19 protein-coding genes and 1 riboswitch are annotated in these 18,668 nt (G+C 48.4%); of the genes, 18 read left to right on the top strand and 1 reads right to left on the bottom strand.

Annotation, left to right across the window (positions count from 1 at the left end):
* Window positions 1-177: 177 nt before the first annotated feature.
* The 13 genes from GGC63_RS11190 to GGC63_RS11130 all read left to right on the top strand — a co-directional run bounded on the left by GGC63_RS11190 (window position 178) and on the right by GGC63_RS11130 (window position 13,552).
* Complete coding sequence (locus GGC63_RS11190; RefSeq protein WP_192702399.1) at window positions 178-669, top strand: DUF6530 family protein; 492 nt, start codon at window positions 178-180, stop codon at window positions 667-669.
* Window positions 659-1,873, top strand: coding sequence for an MFS transporter (locus GGC63_RS11185; protein WP_192702398.1), 1,215 nt, complete (start codon window positions 659-661; stop codon window positions 1,871-1,873). The genes GGC63_RS11190 and GGC63_RS11185 overlap by 11 nt, the downstream gene beginning before the upstream one ends.
* Window positions 1,874-1,886: 13 nt before the next feature.
* Complete coding sequence (locus GGC63_RS11180; RefSeq protein WP_192702397.1) at window positions 1,887-3,005, top strand: AAA family ATPase; 1,119 nt, start codon at window positions 1,887-1,889, stop codon at window positions 3,003-3,005.
* A 20-nt stretch (window positions 3,006-3,025) separates the two neighbouring features.
* The gene (locus tag GGC63_RS11175) at window positions 3,026-4,096 is read left to right on the top strand and encodes a vWA domain-containing protein (RefSeq protein ID WP_192702396.1); all 1,071 of its coding nucleotides are present in this window, start codon (window positions 3,026-3,028) and stop codon (window positions 4,094-4,096) included.
* 37 nt (window positions 4,097-4,133) lie between these two features.
* The gene (locus GGC63_RS11170; protein WP_079911588.1) at window positions 4,134-4,493 is read left to right on the top strand and encodes a GIY-YIG nuclease family protein; all 360 of its coding nucleotides are present in this window, start codon (window positions 4,134-4,136) and stop codon (window positions 4,491-4,493) included.
* Window positions 4,494-4,761: 268 nt separating this feature from the next.
* Window positions 4,762-5,241, top strand: coding sequence for a DUF6530 family protein (locus GGC63_RS11165; RefSeq protein ID WP_079911586.1), 480 nt, complete (start codon window positions 4,762-4,764; stop codon window positions 5,239-5,241).
* Between the two features lie 166 nt (window positions 5,242-5,407).
* The gene (locus GGC63_RS11160; RefSeq protein ID WP_192702395.1) at window positions 5,408-6,694 is read left to right on the top strand and encodes an erythromycin esterase family protein; all 1,287 of its coding nucleotides are present in this window, start codon (window positions 5,408-5,410) and stop codon (window positions 6,692-6,694) included.
* Window positions 6,695-7,203: 509 nt separating this feature from the next.
* Window positions 7,204-8,043, top strand: a complete 840-nt coding sequence (locus GGC63_RS11155) for a hypothetical protein (protein ID WP_192702394.1) — start codon at window positions 7,204-7,206, stop codon at window positions 8,041-8,043.
* 153 nt (window positions 8,044-8,196) lie between these two features.
* Window positions 8,197-10,131 carry a polysaccharide lyase family protein gene (locus tag GGC63_RS11150; protein ID WP_318781027.1) on the top strand — a complete coding sequence of 645 codons (1,935 nt, stop codon included), beginning with the start codon at window positions 8,197-8,199 and terminating at the stop codon, window positions 10,129-10,131.
* A gap of 160 nt (window positions 10,132-10,291) precedes the next feature.
* Window positions 10,292-11,179 (top strand): MetQ/NlpA family ABC transporter substrate-binding protein, encoded by an 888-nt coding sequence (locus tag GGC63_RS11145; protein ID WP_225948126.1) that lies wholly within the window; start codon window positions 10,292-10,294, stop codon window positions 11,177-11,179.
* An 83-nt stretch (window positions 11,180-11,262) separates the two neighbouring features.
* Window positions 11,263-12,285: a methionine ABC transporter ATP-binding protein gene (locus GGC63_RS11140; protein ID WP_192702393.1), complete on the top strand. Its 1,023-nt coding sequence runs from the start codon at window positions 11,263-11,265 to the stop codon at window positions 12,283-12,285.
* On the top strand, window positions 12,275-12,934 hold the full coding sequence (locus GGC63_RS11135) for a methionine ABC transporter permease (protein WP_192702392.1): 660 nt from the start codon (window positions 12,275-12,277) through the stop codon (window positions 12,932-12,934). The genes GGC63_RS11140 and GGC63_RS11135 overlap by 11 nt, the downstream gene beginning before the upstream one ends.
* A gap of 93 nt (window positions 12,935-13,027) precedes the next feature.
* A complete protein-coding gene (locus GGC63_RS11130; RefSeq protein ID WP_192702391.1) occupies window positions 13,028-13,552 on the top strand; it encodes a hypothetical protein in 525 nt (174 codons plus the stop codon).
* A 75-nt stretch (window positions 13,553-13,627) separates the two neighbouring features.
* On the opposite strand, the gene GGC63_RS11125 is transcribed toward GGC63_RS11130, so the two are convergent.
* Window positions 13,628-14,146 carry a DUF3231 family protein gene (locus tag GGC63_RS11125; RefSeq protein WP_192702390.1) on the bottom strand — a complete coding sequence of 173 codons (519 nt, stop codon included), beginning with the start codon at window positions 14,144-14,146 and terminating at the stop codon, window positions 13,628-13,630.
* 210 nt (window positions 14,147-14,356) lie between these two features.
* Window positions 14,357-14,400: riboswitch (PreQ1 riboswitch) on the top strand.
* A 125-nt stretch (window positions 14,401-14,525) separates the two neighbouring features.
* Between GGC63_RS11125 and queC the strand changes: the two genes are divergently transcribed.
* From queC to GGC63_RS11100, 5 genes are all read left to right on the top strand, one after another.
* The gene (gene queC / locus GGC63_RS11120; RefSeq protein WP_192702389.1) at window positions 14,526-15,194 is read left to right on the top strand and encodes a 7-cyano-7-deazaguanine synthase QueC; all 669 of its coding nucleotides are present in this window, start codon (window positions 14,526-14,528) and stop codon (window positions 15,192-15,194) included.
* Window positions 15,194-15,640, top strand: a complete 447-nt coding sequence (locus GGC63_RS11115; RefSeq protein ID WP_192702388.1) for a 6-pyruvoyl trahydropterin synthase family protein — start codon at window positions 15,194-15,196, stop codon at window positions 15,638-15,640. Before queC ends, GGC63_RS11115 begins: the two co-directional genes overlap by 1 nt.
* On the top strand, window positions 15,637-16,365 hold the full coding sequence (gene queE, locus GGC63_RS11110; RefSeq protein WP_192702387.1) for a 7-carboxy-7-deazaguanine synthase QueE: 729 nt from the start codon (window positions 15,637-15,639) through the stop codon (window positions 16,363-16,365). The genes GGC63_RS11115 and queE overlap by 4 nt, the downstream gene beginning before the upstream one ends.
* Before the next feature lie 37 nt (window positions 16,366-16,402).
* Window positions 16,403-16,900: a preQ(1) synthase gene (gene queF, locus GGC63_RS11105; RefSeq protein ID WP_192702386.1), complete on the top strand. Its 498-nt coding sequence runs from the start codon at window positions 16,403-16,405 to the stop codon at window positions 16,898-16,900.
* Window positions 16,901-17,179: 279 nt separating this feature from the next.
* Window positions 17,180-18,661 carry a spore germination protein gene (locus GGC63_RS11100; RefSeq protein WP_225948125.1) on the top strand — a complete coding sequence of 494 codons (1,482 nt, stop codon included), beginning with the start codon at window positions 17,180-17,182 and terminating at the stop codon, window positions 18,659-18,661.
* Window positions 18,662-18,668: the final 7 nt, after the last annotated feature.

Genomic DNA, 18,668 nt, shown 5'->3' with positions numbered 1-18,668 from the left:
AGAACGGATTCGTAGCAGCTTCTCCAGGGGGCTAATCTGGGGCTTCAAGTTCGACCAAGGCGAACAACGGGTTGACGAAAGGAAGCATTCAAGATAAAATGAAGCAGTAATTTAGTAAATTAGTAATTTAGTAAATTATAAAAAGACAGCAATATACTAACGAAAAGAGGAAATGCAATGAAATTGCCAGTTACTTTGAAGCACACCCCTGTTGTTGTAACAGAAAACTACGATCAAGTGGACGGCCGATTCGCCGGGAACACGGATGTGAAACGTCTTTCGCTGGGATTACACCGGTGGAAGGAGAGCGGAAAGGCTAATGTTTCAGCTAAAGTGTGGGGTGATGTGGGTGAAGAATGGTCAGGGCAAACAGGAGATATCCCACTGCATCGTATTCTTGACTTGTCCATACTGATTTGCCGGACCTTGGCGCATTTTCGCGATGCATACAGATACGAGCATTTCTATGATCCGCAGGAGCCGACGATCGACCGGATTGGTTTGCAAGGGAGCTCCATGCCTATAGCCATTTGCACCGACAATGAAAGAATCAACGAAGAGATAAAGCTGTTCAGCCAGGCTCTAAGCGATGAGGATGAAATCATCGGAGAACGATTACGTGCGTTATCAACAATATTAACGGATAGGGGTATTAAACATGTTGTCTAATCGTTATGTTCGAACGGTTATCCTGTCCCGAATTTTGCTGCAATTGGGGATTTGGATACGAAATTATGCAGTGCTTTTATATGTGACTAATTTGACTAGTAATAATCCGGTTTATGTTTCCCTGATCTCGGTTGCGGAATTCGCACCGATCTTTCTTTTCGGCCTGATTGGAGGAACCTTTGCCGACCGATGGCTGCCGAAACGGACCATGGTATGGAGTGATCTTCTTTCTGCCATATCGGTTGGGGCTGTTCTGTTAACCGTCATGAATGGCGGGTGGATGGCACTTCTCATTGGGTCATTTATCTCCGCCAGCTTGTCTCAATTTTCTCAGCCCTCAGCTATGAAGCTGTATAAGCGGCATGTGAAGGTTGAACAGCTGCAGGGCGTGATGGCGCTATCCCAAACGATTGTCGCTATCTTTACCGTGCTAGGCCCGGTAATCGGTACCTTTATTTTCCTGCAGTTTGGAATTCATACCTCTCTCATACTGACAGCCATTCTATTCCTGGGGTCTTCCATAGTGCTTACATCGCTTCCCCGTGATTTGGTAGAACCGAAAACTCACGATACCGGCGGCTTCTTAAAGGAATTGACAGCCGGGCTGCGTTATATAGGGGCTAACCCATCCTTAAGAACGTTAAGCTTGACCTTCTCGGTTGTCGGATTGGCATCAGGACTAACTCAACCGCTTCAGATCTTTCTGGTCATTGAGAATTTGGGACTGGATAAATCCTATTTGCAGTGGTTCGTCATGGCCAATGGTGCAGCTATGCTGGCAGGGGGAATTGCCATTATGGGGATAGCCAAAAAGGTAAAGCCCCAGATGCTGCTCATGGTAGGGCTGCTTGTCGCTGCCGTCTGTACGATTGGAATAGGCGCGTCTAAGATCATTTGGCTGTCCATCGTTCTTTTGGTGATCAGCGGATTATTTTACCCCTGTATTCAAGGCGGAATCCAGACATTAATCGTACGGAACACAGAAGGAGCTTATATGGGCCGGGTTTCGGGGGCTATCACGCCTGTCTTTATGGGAATGATGGTTATCGGTATGTTTATCTCAGGGTACTTGAAGCATTCCATTTCCTTGCGGGCTATTTATGCGGTGAGCGGTGGCTTGATTATTCTCGGTGCAATGCTTCTGCTGCCCCTCATCATTAAGAAAAAAAACCGATACGAGAGTGCTCAGCGCAGTAACGGATAGGAGATGAAGTGAAATGGATAACTATGATGAATTCTGTTTGTCGCCTGGAAGGCGGCTGACGGATGCGGAAAAAAAGCTGGTTTGGAAGAAACCAATAACCCATAAGGCTAGCGATGAAGAGCTGCGAATCACTAAAGAGGTTAAGCGCAACTGGAATCGCGGGGAAATGAAAATCGCCAATATTTTATTAGAAGGTGATGCCGGTTCCGGGAAGACGCAGCTTGCTAAAGCTTTATCCGCTAATTTTGGGCTGCCTTATACGAAAGTCACCTGCTTTGCTGATATGGACAAATCCGATATAATTGGTGCGATATTACCTATCCTATCCTCCGAACGATTAGAAAAGATGGAGCCTGAAGAGCGGACCATATTAAAAGTGTTGTATGAGAGCGATGGGTTTCGGGGCTTATCCGAAATTTTGACGGAGGCATTGGGTATCACCGAGGAACAGGCTGCCTTGAAAATGAAGCATTTGCTGAAGCAAGCCTTAGAATACACGGATGGTGATGCGGTTGAGTACCGGTTTTACCCATCGGAGATCGTTAGAGCCTATCAGAATGGTTATCTTCTGGAGATTCAAGAGCCTAACGTCATTCGCGACGCCGCTGTATTGATGGCATTGAACTCGGCCTTGGAGCTGGATGGCAGCATCAACCTTCCCACGGAAATCGTACACAGACATCCGGACTTTGTAGCTGTAATCACCACCAACCGGAGTTACGCAGGGACCAGACCGCTAAACGAAGCGCTTCGCGACAGAGTCCAGCATACGGAGAAGATGGATCTGCCGACCAAACAAGTCATGGTGGAACGTACAAAGGCAAAGACTGGTTACCAGGATGAAACGGTACTAAGCATTTTAGCGGACATCATTATTACTTTGGACAAAACAGCCCGCGCTAATGCGATCAAAGGTGTGGCGGGGATGCGTTCCCTATTCTACTGGGCGGATGCAGTTGCTGGTGGAGACTCCGCGAAGGAATCTCTTTATTATAAAGTCATTTACAAAATAACGACGGATTCCGAGGAAATCAAGCTCTTGGAAGAAGCGCTCCAAAGCAATGGTTTGCTGTCCGGCTTAGAGGAATTAGAAGCTGACGTAAAAAAAAACGAAATTGCTCTGAGGCCATAGAGATCAGTGCAGATGGAGAAATGGGCAGCACGGACTTGGACAATGATAAGACGGAAGAAAAAGGGATCACACTTAAAAAGTCTTCTGGCAGTGAGGAAAGCTCTTCTGAAGCCATGGATGATTCTACTCATATGGAACGTTCCGATTACCTGGAAAATGGCTCTCCCATCTATCATGAAACCAAGCCAGAGCAAGAGTCGGAGGAGAGAAAGCAAAAAGAACGTGATCTCCGGAAAAAGCTGAATAGAGCTGCCAGGGAAACCGTATCGGATTCTATTCACAGCAAGGTCAAGCTCATCGTGCACCGCCCGGATTACGATCAGGAAAACCAGCAGGAATATAACAGCTTATATGCTGGACTAAAGTCTATCGTAGGGGAAATTGCCAGAAAGACGCTGCCGCTTTTAGAGCATGAGGTATCGTCCGAATTTGCGGGAAACCGTTATTATGGCAGCAAATTTCAAGCAAATAGTGTTGCTTACCGGGATTATCGGTATTTTGCCAAAAAACGCCCGCCTACCGAATCCCCTTCTCTTGTGGTTGGATTAAGAGTTGATGAATCGGCATCTATGTCGGCTTTCGGAAGATTAGAAGCAGCCAAGCGGGCAGTCATCGCGGTATATGAATTTTGTCAAATGTGCAGGATTCCCATCATGATCTACGGGGATACTGCGGACGTGTCCAAGCTGGAGCAAATGTCCATCTTTGCCTATGCCGACTTGGATCATACCGATTCCATTGACCGGTTCAGATTGATGGGGATTCGGCCCAGAAGCAATAATCGTGATGGGATGGCCTTAAGAATTATGGCGGAACGGCTGGCCGCTTCATCGCAGCAGACTAAGCTGTTGATTAGCATCAGCGACGGTCAACCTAAAGCAATGGACGTTTATTCCGGAGATTACGCATCTGCGGACATGCAGCAAACTATCGAGGAATATGAAAGAAAAGGCGTTAGATTTTTCGCGGCTGCAATAGGTCAGGACAAGGATATTATTAGTGAAATTTATGGTCATGAAAAATATTTGGATATTTCCAATCTGCAGACGTTGCCGGAGCAGCTAGTGCGAATGATCTCGAGATTTTTATAAATATGTATGGTTTCATTATGTCAAGGAGTGAAAAAGAATGGATATGAATAAGCGCAAGGAGCTTGTTGAGGCCTATAAGCAGATGAAGACGTATATGGGAGTAGCTCAAATCAAGAACAAGGTCAACGGCAAAATCTTTATCGACAGCTATCCTAATTTGAAAAATAAATGGTTTACCCTACAAATGCAATTGGACATGGGGCGATTTGCGAATGCAGAGCTTCAGAAGGACTGGAAGGAATTTGGAGCCAATGCGTTCGAATATGAGGTGCTGGAGCAGAAGGAAGCCGATAAGGTAACCGATATGCGTTGGGAGCAAAAGCAAATACTCAAGCAGTGGCTCGAGAAGCTGCAGCCCTACGGGGATAAGGGATATAACAAGCCTCTAAAAAGCTAAAATTATATGTAAAGACAAAGCAGGAGAGGGACCCAATTCCATATTAGGAGATGAAGGAGACTTAGGTACATCTCTTATCTCATGTAGGGAGGGAATGCGAACAGCCGTAGCTTGGGATTATTCAACATCCGATGCTGCGCTGTTCCTTTTTTTACTTTCCTTTCATGCTAACCTGTCGAATTGACTATTGAAGTAAAGCACGCTACAATTATGCATTGATTTAGTAAATCAGTAATCGAGTAAATGAAGTTATGGAAAGAGGGAACATATGAAAATACCTACGACTTTAAAGCATAAGCCCGTTGTCGTATCGGAAAACTATGAGCAGGTTGACGGTCGGTTGGCCGGGAACACGGATGCCAAAGGTCTTTCCCTGGGACTAGCTCAATGGAATGATAGAGGGAAGGTCGACATTTCTGCCAAGGTTTGGAGATATACGGGGGAAAAATGGTCAAGGCAATCCGAGGAACTGCCTTTTCATCGTGTTCTGGATTTATCCATCCTGATCTGTCGGTCGTTGGAGCATTTCCGTGAAGCCTATAGATATGAGCATTTATATGACCCTCAGAAGCCCGTGATCGACCGGATCGGCCTGCAGGGGGATGCGATGACCGTAGAGATTTGTACGGATAATGAGAGAATCAATGAAGATATTAAGCTCTTCAGCCAAGCTCTGAGCGACGACGATGAGATGATCAGCGAACGTCTGCGCACATTATCCAAGCTTTTAAAGGATTTGGGATATTAATAGGCCGTGAACCGGACTGTTCAGGTTTGAACCGGAAATGAACCGTCTACCTAGCCGTTGATCTACTATTGAAGGCAAACCGAATGCCATGCTTCATGTACATAATCCGTCATGATCGGAAATACTAACCTGGTCACGACGTAGGACAGAGGGAGGCACTCGGCATATGCCAACGATACAAGCCAACAGGACGAAGATCATCGAAGAGATTCAAAAGCTGTCCCGGCCGCTCGCCGGACCGGATGCAATGAATCCGATTATAGAAGCCGCGGGAGCAAGCCGCTTTGTTTTGCTGGGAGAAGCATCCCACGGCACCTCAGAATTTTATAAGCTGCGGTCGGAGCTGACCCAGCGATTCATTCAGGACAAAGGCTTCCGGTTCATTGCCGTAGAAGGTGACTGGCCCTCCTGCTTTAACGTCAACCGGTATATTAAAGGACTGCCGGATGCGGCTTCTAACACGGAAGAGGCATTGCAGGACTTTCACCGTTGGCCGGCGTGGATGTGGGCGAACAGGGAGATTCTGGAGCTGGTAGAATGGCTCAAGAGCTTCAATGCGGAAAGGCCGCTTGCGGAGCGGGTCGGCTTCTATGGATTGGATGTATACAGCCTGTGGGAATCAATGGAGCAGATTGTCAGCTATCTGAAGCGTACCGGCTCGCCTCATGTACAGAAGGCCAAAGCCGCGTTTGAATGCTTCGACCCGTACGGCAGAGAAGGGCAGTCCTACGGCATGTCGGCTTCGCTGTTCTCTGAAGGATGCGAGGAGGAGGTCGTGCAGCTGCTGGCCAAGCTCAGGACGGAACGAAGCCGAACGCAGGACCCTGAGGAAGCGGCGCTTGACGCGGAAATTAACGGCCTCGTTGCCGTGCATGCCGAAGAGTACTACCGAGCGATGATTACCAAGGATGTTGAATCATGGAATATCCGCGACCGTCACATGGTCGAGGTGCTAAAGCGTATCGCTGCATTTTATGGTCCTGATGCGAAGGCCATAGTCTGGGAGCATAATACACATATCGGGGATGCCCGGGCAACCGATATGTCGGCGGATGGCATGATTAACGTGGGGCAGCTGCTTCGCGAGGAGTACGGGCCGCACGAGGTGTTCGCCGTCGGCTTTGGTACGCATCACGGAACGGTCATGGCTGGCCGCGCTTGGGGGGAAGACGCAGAAGTAATGGAGGTTCCCGAGGGAATACGCGACAGCTGGGAGGATCTGCTGCACCGCAGCGGTTCGGGCAAAGACCTGATGTTAATGCTGCGAGATGTCGAGGAAACGTCGGAGCTCATGCACTCCGTCATTGGACATCGCGCAATCGGCGTGGTGTACCACCCGCAATATGAACGCGGGAATTATGTGCCGACGAAGTTACCGAAGCGTTACGATGCATTCCTATTTATCGATGAGACTAAGGCCGTACAACCGCTAGCCCTTGTTCCGGTATCGTGAATCCGGCAGGTGGTTGAATGGTGTATGTGAGAATGAAGCCCCGTTGTGCAGCGATTCATCAACTGCGGGGCTTTTATACAATGGATCAACTTCTTGGCGTGATATGAGTTCAATCCTAGAAGGTTTTTATACAGCTAATACCGATTAAGATATTTTCAATATACAAAATGAGATTCAAGTGATATGATATAGAAATAAGTAAATTATTCCAATAAAAATACTGTGTATTAGGTCGTGTCGACCATTCTTTTGGAGACTCTGAAGCACGGAAACAGTCATGTATGGCTGTGCCTGCCGAAGGGTCTTTTTGTGTTGTTTCCTTATGATGACATGTAACCGACAAGGAGGTGAATCGGGTTGAGCAATAATAACCAGAAATGCCTGGCCAGGGGGTATGACTTCAGCCGGCAGCTCGGGTTTGCACGATCGCCGCCCGTTAACCGTAAGTTTACTGCTGTACGCTAGTCCGCATTCCGTTGCAAATATTGAATATAAGGAGGAATATTCCTATGGCATCGCCTGATAAACTCGTTCGCATTGGTGATATTTTATATAAAATTGAAAGACCCTGGTCCCTTCTGAAGCCGGATCATGCTGCAATCCAATCCATCAGTCATCTTACGGTGGACGAGAGTGGACGGTTGTATGTTTTGCGGCGCGAGGATCCTTTTCTGCTTATTTTTGCTCCGGATGGCACGCTTTTGGACGAATGGCGAAACAAGGATACAGAGGGCGGCCATTACGTACATGTTTCGACGCTAGGCAATATCTACATCGCGGATTGGCACCATCACCGCATTCTTGTCTACAACCCGCAAGGCGAGCTACTGCAAGCGATCGGGGACGGTCTGCCAGGCTTTAACGCACCGTTTAATCATCCGACGGATATCGCTACTACGGATGACGGTCAACTGTTCATTTCAGACGGCTACGGTAATTCCAATGTGCATCATTTTGATGCCGCAGGCAACCACATCAAAACCTGGGGAGGGCCGGGCAAGGGACCAGGGCAGTTTTCAACGCCGCATGCGATAGCCTTGGACGGGCAAGGACGGCTGTGGGTAACGGACCGCGAAAACAATCGCGTACAGCTATTTGATCAGGAGGGGGCCTATGTAAAGGAAATAGGCGATTTGTACCATCCGATGGACATTTTTATCGACCGGAAGGGACTTGTATACGTTACGGATCAAACTCCGCGTCTCAGCGTATATTCTCCCGAAGGGGAATTGGTCGCGAGAAACAAACCGGCCTCGTTAGCTCACGGTGTCGCTGTAGACCCCGACGGCATCATTTACTTGGCGGATTTATCGCCAAATCTTATCTTGAGGCTGGTCCCGCTTTCTTAAACAGGCGACAGAAATAACTAAGTAGAGCGTCTGCCAGGAAGGCTGTCATTTGGTGATGTCCATATTATTTTAAAGGAAGGGGAGATGCCTGGTTCAAATCCTACTATATACATAAGAATACCTTATATTTAAAGAAAGGAAGCCGACAATATCGTGTTTTCTTATAAAAGAATTTTATATCGCACCGGGCGCTTGTTTCTAACACTAACGCTGGCTGCTGCTGCAGCTCTGCCGATCACCTCCGTCTCCGCACAGGAAAATGAAACCATACAAAGCGGAGCTCATTCCCGAAATGCTTTATCTGTGGATGAGCAGGAACAGACCGTTACCATCAGCAATGGAATCGTAACGGCCACTGTAAACAAAGGGAGCGCTCAATTGACCTCCTTAAGCTACAAGGGCGGGCCCAACCTGCTGGCGAACGGCGGAAGCGGGTACTATATTTTGAATTACAGCAAGCACGGCAAAGCTCTCAAATTCGCACCTTCCCGCGAGCTGAAGTATACCTTGACCGCCTGGGATTCGCAGCACGTAGACATCTCGTTGTCCGTCAAGGACCCGGCCGTCATCCCATTTGAATATGATATGCATTTTGTGCTCGTGAAGAACGAGCCCGGCTTATATACCTATGAAATTCTGAGGTATCCGGAAGAGGTCGAGGGAGGTGCCTCTATCGGTCAAGGTCGGTACGCGATACGTGTCGATCCGAACATCTTCAAATACTATGCGGTGGATGACCAGCGCAAAGGGGCACTGCCTCGACCAGATGATCTCAAGAATGGTGAGGAAGTGATGGATGCGACCGTTAAGCTGCCGAATGGCGAAGTATATACCAAGTACAATCATATGGTTTACGTCGGAGATTTTGACGTAACCGGCCTGTACGGCGATCAAATCGGGATTTCACAAATTCGTCCAAGTAACGAGTTTGCCGGAGGAGGCCCCATGCAGCAAAGAAATACGCTGCACCAGACTGAGACCACTCCCATTCTTCTATGGCATGATTATGAATCGCATATGGGCAGAGATGCCCTCACCCCGACGAAGGGCTGGGAAAAGATTTATGGTCCCACCTTCTTCTATATCCACGAAGGAGATGGGCTGGACGCTCTTTGGAATGATGCCAAACGGAAGGCCGATTCGGAACAGAAGAAATGGCCTTATCGCTGGCTGAATTATCCTCTTTATGCTGCCGAATCCCGTGGAAGTGTGAGCGGACAGCTTAAGGTAACGGACGGGACGTCCGCCAAGGATGCTTGGGTGATTCTTGGGGAGCAGGATGAGGATTTCCAGAATCAGAATCTGGACTACTTGTATTATGCGCGGGCGGACGAGAAGGGGCGATTCGAGATCCCGAATGTCCGACCGGGGCGATACACATTGTTTGCTGTAGTGAAAGGAGAGTTCGGGCAGTTCAGGCAGGACGGGATTGAAGTTAAGGCGCATGGGCGAACGAAGCTGCCTGCCTATGTCTGGATGCCAGAGCGTTACGGCACTACCTTATGGCAGATCGGAATACCCGATCGGACAGCAGGAGAATACCGCCATGCCGATGATTATCACCAATGGGGGAATTGGCTGGACTATCCGCTCGATTTCCCTCATGGAGTCGATTTTTACATTGGCAGCAGCAACGAAAGAACGGACTGGAATTATGCGCATCCGGTCAATGCGACGCCAGGAGAGCCGAGTCAGGTGAAGGTACCCTATGACAAATCGCTCACTCCTTGGAAGATCCGCTTCGATCTCGATAAACCGCTAACGGGCAAGGCCACACTCACAATTGGTCTGGCCAGCTCTCGCAATGGATCATTGCAAGTTGCCCTTAACGGACAATCCATAGCGAACTTGACTGCACTGCCGGGTCCCAAAAGCGACTCCGCCATGCCGAGGAGCGCCATTCACGGATTTTACAGGGAGATTCGAATTCCCTTCGACGCCTCGCTCCTTAAGTCCGGGTCCAACGTGATAGAGCTTAAGCATGCTCAGAACATCTTCGACGAACAAGGCAATCGGATTCGCGATCTCTATACCAGCATAGAGTATGACGCGATTCGCCTGGAAGTGGATTCACAAACTGCCCCCTGAGCAGGATCAGACATTTTTTTTCTGGCATCATTCTGGTTGTGTAGCTTCGAAACAGCTGGAGTGCAGCCTGACGCCCCCGGCAACTTATACCGGAGCCTGGTGAGGAAATGAAATCGTTAAAAAAATGGAGAACTAGAATACGGAGGAGTGGAAAAGACAGATGAAACCATCGAATTTTTTGCCGATTATTTCTTTGATTTTGATATTAATGCTAAGCGGATGCGGGAAAGCTGCAGAGACGAAACCGGCGCCAGGCGCACCCTCGACAACGACAAGTAATTCAACTGCAACCCCATCTCCCTCACCTGCCCCTGCTTCGACTAGTGAGAAGGCCAAGCTGAAGGTTGGTATATCGGCGGGTGTGGAGGAAGAAATTTGGAAGAAAGTTAAGGAAACAGCGGCGAAAGATAACCTAGATATAGAGATTGTCACGTTTAACGATTACATACTGCCAAACAAGGCGTTGGCGGATGGCCAACTGGACGCCAATGCATTCCAGCATGAGCCTTATCTGAATCAATTCAAGGCCGATAACAAGCTCGATATTGTTAAGCTTGCCAATACATTGAATTTTCCTATCGGCTTATACTCCAAGAAAATCAAAAACGTCTCGGAAATTAAAGAGGGGGATGAGCTTGGTTTACCGAATGACCCGACTAACGGCGCACGAGCTTTGATTTTGTTTGAGCGGGCAGGATTAATCAAGCTGAAGGAAGGTGTCGGGGTGAAAGCCACCGTTCGCGATATTGCAGATAATCCGAAAAAGCTCAAATTCAAGGAACTGGAGGCGCCGTTCATTCCAAAGGCATTACCGGATCTTACTGCAGCGGTTATTAATACGAACTATGCGGTGGATAACGGTTTTGTCCCTACCAAAGATGCCATTTTTATAGAGCCGAAGGATTCCCCTTGGGTAAATCTGATAGCTGTTCGTACAGCCGATAAAGATAAGCCGGTATTCCAACGATTGGTGAAGGCTTACCATTCTGAAGAGGTGAAACAGTTTGTGTTGGACAAATACGGAAGTTACATCGTACCTTCCTGGTGAGAAAAAACAAACGGGTCTCTTTCCAACTGAAAGGGGCCTGTTGTCTTTCGTTTTTTATTCATCATTGAGAGAGGTGGCGTATTATGATTGAGATGATCAATGTTAGCAAAACCTTTGAACAAAAGGGTACGAGCATCGAAGCAGTCAGGGAGGTAGACCTTTGTATCAAGAAAGGGGAAATATTCGGTATTATCGGATATAGCGGAGCCGGAAAGAGCACACTCCTGCGCTGTATCAATTTTTTAGAAAAGCCAACGTCCGGCAGCATCAGGATCAATGGGGTGGAAATGTCGCAAGTAAACGAGATAGGGCTCCGGATGATGCGTCGAAAGATGGGAATGATTTTTCAGCATTTTAACTTACTTTCATCGGGAACCGTGTATGAGAATATTGCTGCGCCTTTGGAGCTGGCGAAAGTTCCCAAGAAGCAAATCATGGATAAGGTTAGGCAGCTGCTGGAGCTGGTTGGACTTCAGGATAAGGATAAAGCCTATCCGCGACAGCTGTCGGGCGGGCAGAAGCAGCGGGTTGCGATAGCAAGAGCTCTTGCCAACAATCCGGAAGTACTGCTCTGCGATGAGGCTACATCAGCATTGGATCCCCAAACGACAGACTCGATTCTTGACTTGCTTATGGATATAAACCGTAAATTCAACATTACAATAGTGCTGATTACACATGAAATGCATGTTATCAAAAAAGCTTGCGATCGCGTAGCGGTCATGGAGAATGGCCGTATCATTGAGCAGGGCACGGTCATCGACCTGTTCCAGGCGCCGAAAACCGCGACTGCCGCGAAGTTTATCAAGAGCGTATTGGATACGGACTTACCCGCCAAGCTTCAGTCTCTATTACAAAAGCAACCGGGCATAATCATTCGAGCTTTGTTTAGAGGAGAGTCCATAATGGAGCCGCTTCTGGCCAATGTAACCGTAAAGTTCGATGTGCGGCCAAGCGTCTTATTCGGTCATATCACAGAGTTGAAGGATAATATCTTCGGTGCTTTGGTCGTACATATTGCCGGAGAGTCCGATGCTATCGAGCACGGAATGCGCTACTTGAAGGAACATGGTCTAAGAATCGAGGTCATCCAGGATGTTCGATAGTTGGTTGGAAAAGACCGATTTTTATCTGAAATCCATTAATGAAACAATTATTATGGCCGGTTATTCTCTAGTGATTTCAAGTGTAATTGGATTGCTTCTGGGAGTACTCCTGGTAGTGCTTCGGCCCGGCCATCTATATGCCAATACAAGCGCGCATCATGTGCTGAATGTAACCATCAATATTCTGCGTTCCATCCCTTTCATCATTATTATGGTGGCCATTATACCTTTAACCAAATGGATCGTTGGAACGACAATCGGTGTAAAAGGAGCTATCGTTCCATTAGTCTTTTATACAGCTCCCTATATATCACGGCTGGTGGAAGCGGCACTCCTGGAGGTCGAACCCGGTGTCATCGAGGCTTATCAGGCTATGGGTGCTACCAAATGGCAGATTATTTATCGCGTCATCTTAAGAGAAGCCCGGCCGTCTTTGATTCTTGGGCTATCGATCGCCACGATCGGTCTGGTAGGTGCATCCGCAATGGCAGGAGTGATGGGAGCAGGAGGCTTGGGGGATGTGGCTATTCGGTACGGCTATCAGCGATGGGAGCCTGATGTGATGTATACCTCTGTCTTCTTGTTAGTAGTGATCGTTCAGATCGTTCAAATGTTAGGGGATTGGCTATCCAAGAAGCTGAGGAAGTAACGAAATTTCATTTGGTTTTCATTTAGGCAGGTTATAATACAGTACATCATTACGAAAGGGGATGTTGACATGCCATCGCGGGAAGCTCAATCCATGAAAAAATCGCTTTTTCCTCCCAGAGAACAACTGTGGATTGTTCTTGCAATCCTGCTAGCTGTGCTCCTTGTGCTTTGGGAATTATGGAGTCTATTTCATCTTCCGTCTGAAGCTGTGCATAACCGCCGGTTTGAGCATACTTTTAAAAATTTAGGGTCGTATGCAAGGCTTGCCTTGTTTTTTGTGCTGGCTAATTATGTGCTCATGGTTGCAATGAGGCAGCGCATGGGGGAACGATTCGGAAGTATAAAGAAATGGCTTGCTGTCCTGCTTCGGTTCGTACGCAGGTGGCATACTCCTGTGGCGGTAGTTGCCATTGCCTTCATTCTATTGCATGCGGTGGCCGTGTTTATGTACGGCTTTAAATGGAACTTTAGTAACATCACAGGATTGCTTGCCCTGATTGTATTACTGCCTGTGCCCGTTTCAGGGCTGTTTAGATACAAAAAACTGGACCGCAAATGGCATTTGCGCTCCGGCCTTGCGTTTGCCGTTTTATTTTTGATCCATGCTTTCCTATAAGGCTATGCATTTCGTTAGTAAGCTCGAAATCAAACTTGAACCCTCTCCCATAAGAAGAGGGTTCAACCTTTTTCATCAGGCTTCTACGAGCTCAGGTCTTTGAACTTGAAGCGGCGGCGGAACGAGCCAGCCTTTTTCCTTACTCATTCTTAAAATCTTCAAGCCAAGAAAGGCTTTGGTAGCATGGTATTTTCCAAATAATGCTCCAACATCCTCCCGGATGCAGGTTCCCATAACTTGGCTGCAAGCGACTAATCCCGCGGAGTTCTCCACTGCGATTAAGGATGCGATCTCTGGATCCGTCAGCCTTGCGCCTGCAGGAATATCTTCAAGCTTAGCCTCCGGTCTTTGCGGTAATGCCGGTGAAGGAGCGATTCCGTTTTTCGTTAGAATAGCATCACATTCGCTGCTTTCTAATTCTGCCTGGTCAATAATGTCACTCAAAAGATGTTTAAGATCTTTATCTCCCGCGTGATACTGGTATGCTCGACAAACCGATACGCAACCTTTGGCTTTCATGGAAAATTGCCATAAATCATGAATTTCCCCGTAATGCAACGGCTCGTCCTTCGGATTTCCGCTTAAAATACCCACACCAACAGCTCCTTTTGTAGTTAATCATGATGCAACGCAAGTTATTGTGACCAATGTAAGGCTGCTTATACCAGAAGGTTTATGTAAATCTGTGCCGACTCAGGCTCTTCCTATTCTAAACCGGCCGCAGCTGTGCTATAGTATCAAGGTACAACAACTAAAGAAGAAATTCCGGCAGAGCAGCCGTTCTTTTGAAAGACCGGCTGGGAGCCGGGAGAGGTTCGCGAACTCCCTCTATAAAAAACTATCCATGAGCGGCAGCCTCTACAGGCAGGTCGTTCTTGGCGTTCGGCGCGAAACGGGACAACCGGGTCGCGCCGAATTCTTTAGGGACCCATTCGAGAATCTCTCTCTTCGCACTAAGAAGGGGAGATGCAGTATGAACAAGAACAAAGCCGTCGTCGTCTTCAGCGGCGGGCAGGACAGTACTACTTGTCTGTTCTGGGCGCTAAAGCGTTACGACGAAGTAGAGACCGTTACATTCAACTACGGTCAGCGGCACAAGCTGGAGCTGGAGGTAGCCGCAGGCATAGCGGAAGAGCTTGGAGTCAAGCACCATGTGCTCGATATGTCATTGCTGGGCCAATTGGCTCCGAACGCGCTAACGCGCAGTGACATCGCCATAGAGCATGAAGAGGGAGCGCTTCCCACTACATTCGTCGACGGTCGCAATATGATTTTCCTTACCTTCGCAGCCATTCTTGCAAAGCAGGTCGGTGCGAATCATATCATCACGGGGGTTTGCGAGACGGACTTCAGCGGCTATCCCGATTGCCGGGACATCTTCGTCAAATCGCTGAACGTCACGCTTAACCTGGCGATGGACTATCCGTTCGTGGTCGAGACGCCGCTGATGTGGCTGGATAAGAAAGCAACGTGGGCACTTGCCGATCAGCTCGGTGCCTTCGATTTCGTGCGCAAGCGGACGTTGACCTGTTATAACGGCATTATGGCTGACGGCTGCGGGAAATGTCCCGCCTGCAAGCTGCGCAAGCGGGGGCTTGACGAATACTTGTCCTCGTCGCCGGGCAGGGAGGCTCGCATCTGATGCTGCAGCAAATATACCCGACCCTTTCTCACAATTTCGAATATGAACTGAACAAAGATATGCAGTTCGCCGCAGCTCACTATGTCCCGTCCGAGGAAGCGGGCAAGTGCAGGCGCATGCACGGTCATACGTATTATGCGAATGTGACGATAGCCGGCGACACGCTGAATGCATCCGGCTTTCTCGTCAATTTCGCGGAGATCAAGCGGCTCATTCATGATCGTTTCGACCACACCTTACTTAACGAGGATACCGATAACTTCGACGACGAAAATCCGTACCTGTTCCCAACGACCGAAGTCGTCGCCCGAACGATCGGTCGGATCGTGCAGGACTATCTGGACCAAACCGATAATCGGCCTGTCTGCCTGCAAGTCTTTTTACGCGAGACGCCGACAAGCTACGTCGTATATCGGCCGAAGAGGAAAGAGGGGGACGGACGATGAGTGGCAGTATGATCCCTGTTATGGAAATTTTCGGTCCGACCGTACAGGGGGAGGGCATGGTGATCGGACGCAAAACGATGTTCGTCCGGACCGCGGGCTGCGATTACCGATGTGCCTGGTGCGATTCCGCCTTTACATGGGACGGCTCGGGACGAGACGATATCCGCCTAATGACACCGTCAGAGGTGCTCACGGACCTGAAGGAGAAAGGCGGCGAAGGCTTCGACCATGTAACGCTTTCCGGCGGCAACCCAGCCTTGCTGCCCCAAATTGGGGGGCTGATCGACCAGTTACGGGCGATGGGAATGGAGGTTGCATTGGAGACACAAGGGAGCAGGTGGCAGGATTGGTTCCTGAGCATCGACGATTTAACGCTATCCCCCAAGCCGCCCAGCTCAGGTATGGATACCGATTGGGGAGTACTCGACGATATCGTTCGAAGACTGGAGCATAGCCGCGTCGGCTTTAGTCTCAAAGTCGTCGTATTCGACGAGGCGGATTTGGCCTTCGCTGCATTCGTTCACGAGCGGTATCCAACGGTTCCTTTCTATCTGCAGGCTGGAAACGGCAATCTGGAGGAGAAGGAGCCGGGTCGGATGCTTCCTTATTTACTGAAGCAATATGAGTGGCTGGTCAGCTCCGTGATGGCGGATGACAAGCTGCGGAAAGTGCACGTGCTGCCCCAGCTTCATACGTGGATTTGGGGTAACAAGAAGGGCGTATAACACGTTAACGGCAACAAATGTAAAGGATGGGATGAGCATGGCTGGAAGAAGTCAAGAAGAACTAACCGGCGTCACACTGCTGGGCAATCAAGGGACGGCATACCGCTTTGGATATTCGCCGGAAATACTCGAGTCGTTCGATAACAAGCACCCGGATCGCGATTATTTCGTCAAATTTAATTGTCCCGAGTTTACTAGTCTCTGCCCGATGACGGGGCAGCCGGACTTTGCAACGATATATATTTCCTATATTCCGGACCGCAAGATGGTCGAGAGCAAGTCACTCAAGCTGTACTTGTTCAGCTTCCGCAATCATGGCGATTTTCATGAGGACTGTATGAACATCATTATGAACGATTTGATTAATCTGATGGAGCCTCGATATATTGAAGTATGGGGCAAATTCACACCGCGTGGCGGGATCTCCATCGACCCTTATTGCAACTGGGGCCGCCCCGGCACCAAGTACGTGCAAATGGCGGAGCATCGTCTGTTGAATCACGACCTGTATCCGGAGAAAGTCGATAATAGATAGAATAGGCGCAACGAACGGCGGCTGGCAGATAAAAACTGTCATGCCGCCGTTTTTTTTCGCAGCAATCAACTTTGCTAGTTATGAATAAAATTGTATAACTTAGGCAATCTAGTCTTATGTATTTGTTGAGAATAGAGGAAATTTAATGTGGCACAGCTTCATTAGTTACTTACCAAAGCTGTCTGTCTGGATTGGGGCATTCATCTCCTTCTTGATCCCCTATAGCATTGACCGGATATTTCACTTCATATCCAATTCTAGACGGAGAAGGTGAAAGTGTTGTCACAAGATCTATTTACATCCGGCCTTCAGGATAATGTAAAAATCATGAAAGACATCTTGGGCGGCAGTATGGATTTCATGGTCCGTTCCCTTACTATTAGCCGTACTTCATGGAAAGCTGCGGTCGTATACATAGACGGGTTGGTTGATAAGAACGTTATGAACGAGCAAGTAATCAAGCCGTTGCTGCAAGAGCAGTCAATGATGCCGATACTAACTGCCGAGGATCCCGAGCAGCTCGTCCAGCATATTTCCGACTCCATACTTTCGATTTCTTCCGTACAAGCCTTTAGGCACGTGAACGAATGTACCTCCCAAGTATTGCAGGGGAATGCTGCATTATTTATAGAAGGCATTGCAGGTGTAATTATTCTTGGTACGGCCGGGTGGGAAGGCCGTTCGATAGATGAGCCTTTTTCCGAGGCGGTAGTAAGAGGTCCAAGGGAAGGATTCGTAGAAAATCTCAGACTCAATATATCGCTGATTCGACGCCGGATCAAGGACCCCAAATTGACCATTCTCAATTATAAAATCGGTCGTCGTTCCCAAACCGACGTTGCCTTATTATATATAAATGATATAACGAACCCTGATCTGATCGAAGAAGTGAAGAGCCGGATCGAACAAATCGATATCGATGAGATCCCCGAGTCGGGGTTTATCGAACAGCTTATCGAAGATAATTTCCTCTCCCCGTTTCCTCAAGTACAAAACACAGAGCGCCCCGATAGGGTGGCCAGCTCTTTAATGGAAGGGCGAATAGCGTTAATCATCGACGGGACGCCAATTGCTTTAATTGTGCCGGTTACCTTTGCTATATTAATGACCTCCTCGGAGGATTATTATGAGCGCTGGCTTCCATCCTCGTTGATACGATTATTACGGTATGGAGCAGCGTTCATCGCATTATTCCTGCCGGCGCTTTACATTGCTTTAATTTCTTATAACCATGGGTTAATTCCTACCAAGCTGGTTTTGTCCATCGCTGCCGGGAGGGAAGGGGTTCCCTTTCCATCTCTGATCGAGGCGTTAATTATGGAGGTTACATTGGAAATCCTCAGGGAAGCCGGCTTAAGATTGCCGAAGCCAATCGGACAGGCGGTAGGTATTGTAGGCGGTTTGGTGATCGGGGAAGCCGCCGTGCAGGCGGCCATAGTGAGCCCAATTATGGTCATCGTTGTTGCTCTAACAGCGATATCATCTTTTGCCTTTCCACAGTATGCGGCTGGATTAGCCATTCGGATGCTCCGGTTTGCCTTAATGATAGCCGCATCGGTGCTGGGGCTTTATGGGATCATTCTGATGTTTCTTTTCATTACCGCTCATTTGATGAAATTGCAGAGCTTCGGAGTCGATTACATGAAGCCGTTTGTTCCTATTCGCTTGAGCAACTGGAAGGATTTGATCATCAGACTGCCGCTCCAAACGATGAAGCGTCGTCCGGAAATGGTTAAGCCCATGGATCGCTCTCGAAAATAAAGAAGGG

Origin of the sequence: Paenibacillus sp. OAS669 (genome assembly GCF_014873645.1) — a bacterium.
GTDB classification, from domain to species: domain Bacteria; phylum Bacillota; class Bacilli; order Paenibacillales; family NBRC-103111; genus Paenibacillus_S; species Paenibacillus_S vulneris.
Note: the sequence above shows the minus strand (reverse complement) of the source record. Positions and strands in the feature narration are given on the sequence as shown.

Excerpts from the sequence above, each read along its gene's own strand:
- GGC63_RS11190 (WP_192702399.1), top strand. The coding sequence starts at position 178 with ATGAAATTGCCAGTTACTTTGAAGCACACCCCTGTTGTTGTAACAGAA.
- GGC63_RS11185 (WP_192702398.1), top strand. The coding sequence starts at position 659 with ATGTTGTCTAATCGTTATGTTCGAACGGTTATCCTGTCCCGAATTTTG.
- GGC63_RS11180 (WP_192702397.1), top strand. The coding sequence starts at position 1,887 with ATGGATAACTATGATGAATTCTGTTTGTCGCCTGGAAGGCGGCTGACG.
- GGC63_RS11175 (WP_192702396.1), top strand. The coding sequence starts at position 3,026 with ATGGGCAGCACGGACTTGGACAATGATAAGACGGAAGAAAAAGGGATC.
- GGC63_RS11170 (WP_079911588.1), top strand. The coding sequence starts at position 4,134 with ATGGATATGAATAAGCGCAAGGAGCTTGTTGAGGCCTATAAGCAGATG.
- GGC63_RS11165 (WP_079911586.1), top strand. The coding sequence starts at position 4,762 with ATGAAAATACCTACGACTTTAAAGCATAAGCCCGTTGTCGTATCGGAA.
- GGC63_RS11160 (WP_192702395.1), top strand. The coding sequence starts at position 5,408 with ATGCCAACGATACAAGCCAACAGGACGAAGATCATCGAAGAGATTCAA.
- GGC63_RS11155 (WP_192702394.1), top strand. The coding sequence starts at position 7,204 with ATGGCATCGCCTGATAAACTCGTTCGCATTGGTGATATTTTATATAAA.
- GGC63_RS11145 (WP_225948126.1), top strand. The coding sequence starts at position 10,292 with ATGAAACCATCGAATTTTTTGCCGATTATTTCTTTGATTTTGATATTA.
- GGC63_RS11140 (WP_192702393.1), top strand. The coding sequence starts at position 11,263 with ATGATTGAGATGATCAATGTTAGCAAAACCTTTGAACAAAAGGGTACG.
- GGC63_RS11135 (WP_192702392.1), top strand. The coding sequence starts at position 12,275 with ATGTTCGATAGTTGGTTGGAAAAGACCGATTTTTATCTGAAATCCATT.
- GGC63_RS11130 (WP_192702391.1), top strand. The coding sequence starts at position 13,028 with ATGAAAAAATCGCTTTTTCCTCCCAGAGAACAACTGTGGATTGTTCTT.
- queC (WP_192702389.1), top strand. The coding sequence starts at position 14,526 with ATGAACAAGAACAAAGCCGTCGTCGTCTTCAGCGGCGGGCAGGACAGT.
- GGC63_RS11115 (WP_192702388.1), top strand. The coding sequence starts at position 15,194 with ATGCTGCAGCAAATATACCCGACCCTTTCTCACAATTTCGAATATGAA.
- queE (WP_192702387.1), top strand. The coding sequence starts at position 15,637 with ATGAGTGGCAGTATGATCCCTGTTATGGAAATTTTCGGTCCGACCGTA.
- queF (WP_192702386.1), top strand. The coding sequence starts at position 16,403 with ATGGCTGGAAGAAGTCAAGAAGAACTAACCGGCGTCACACTGCTGGGC.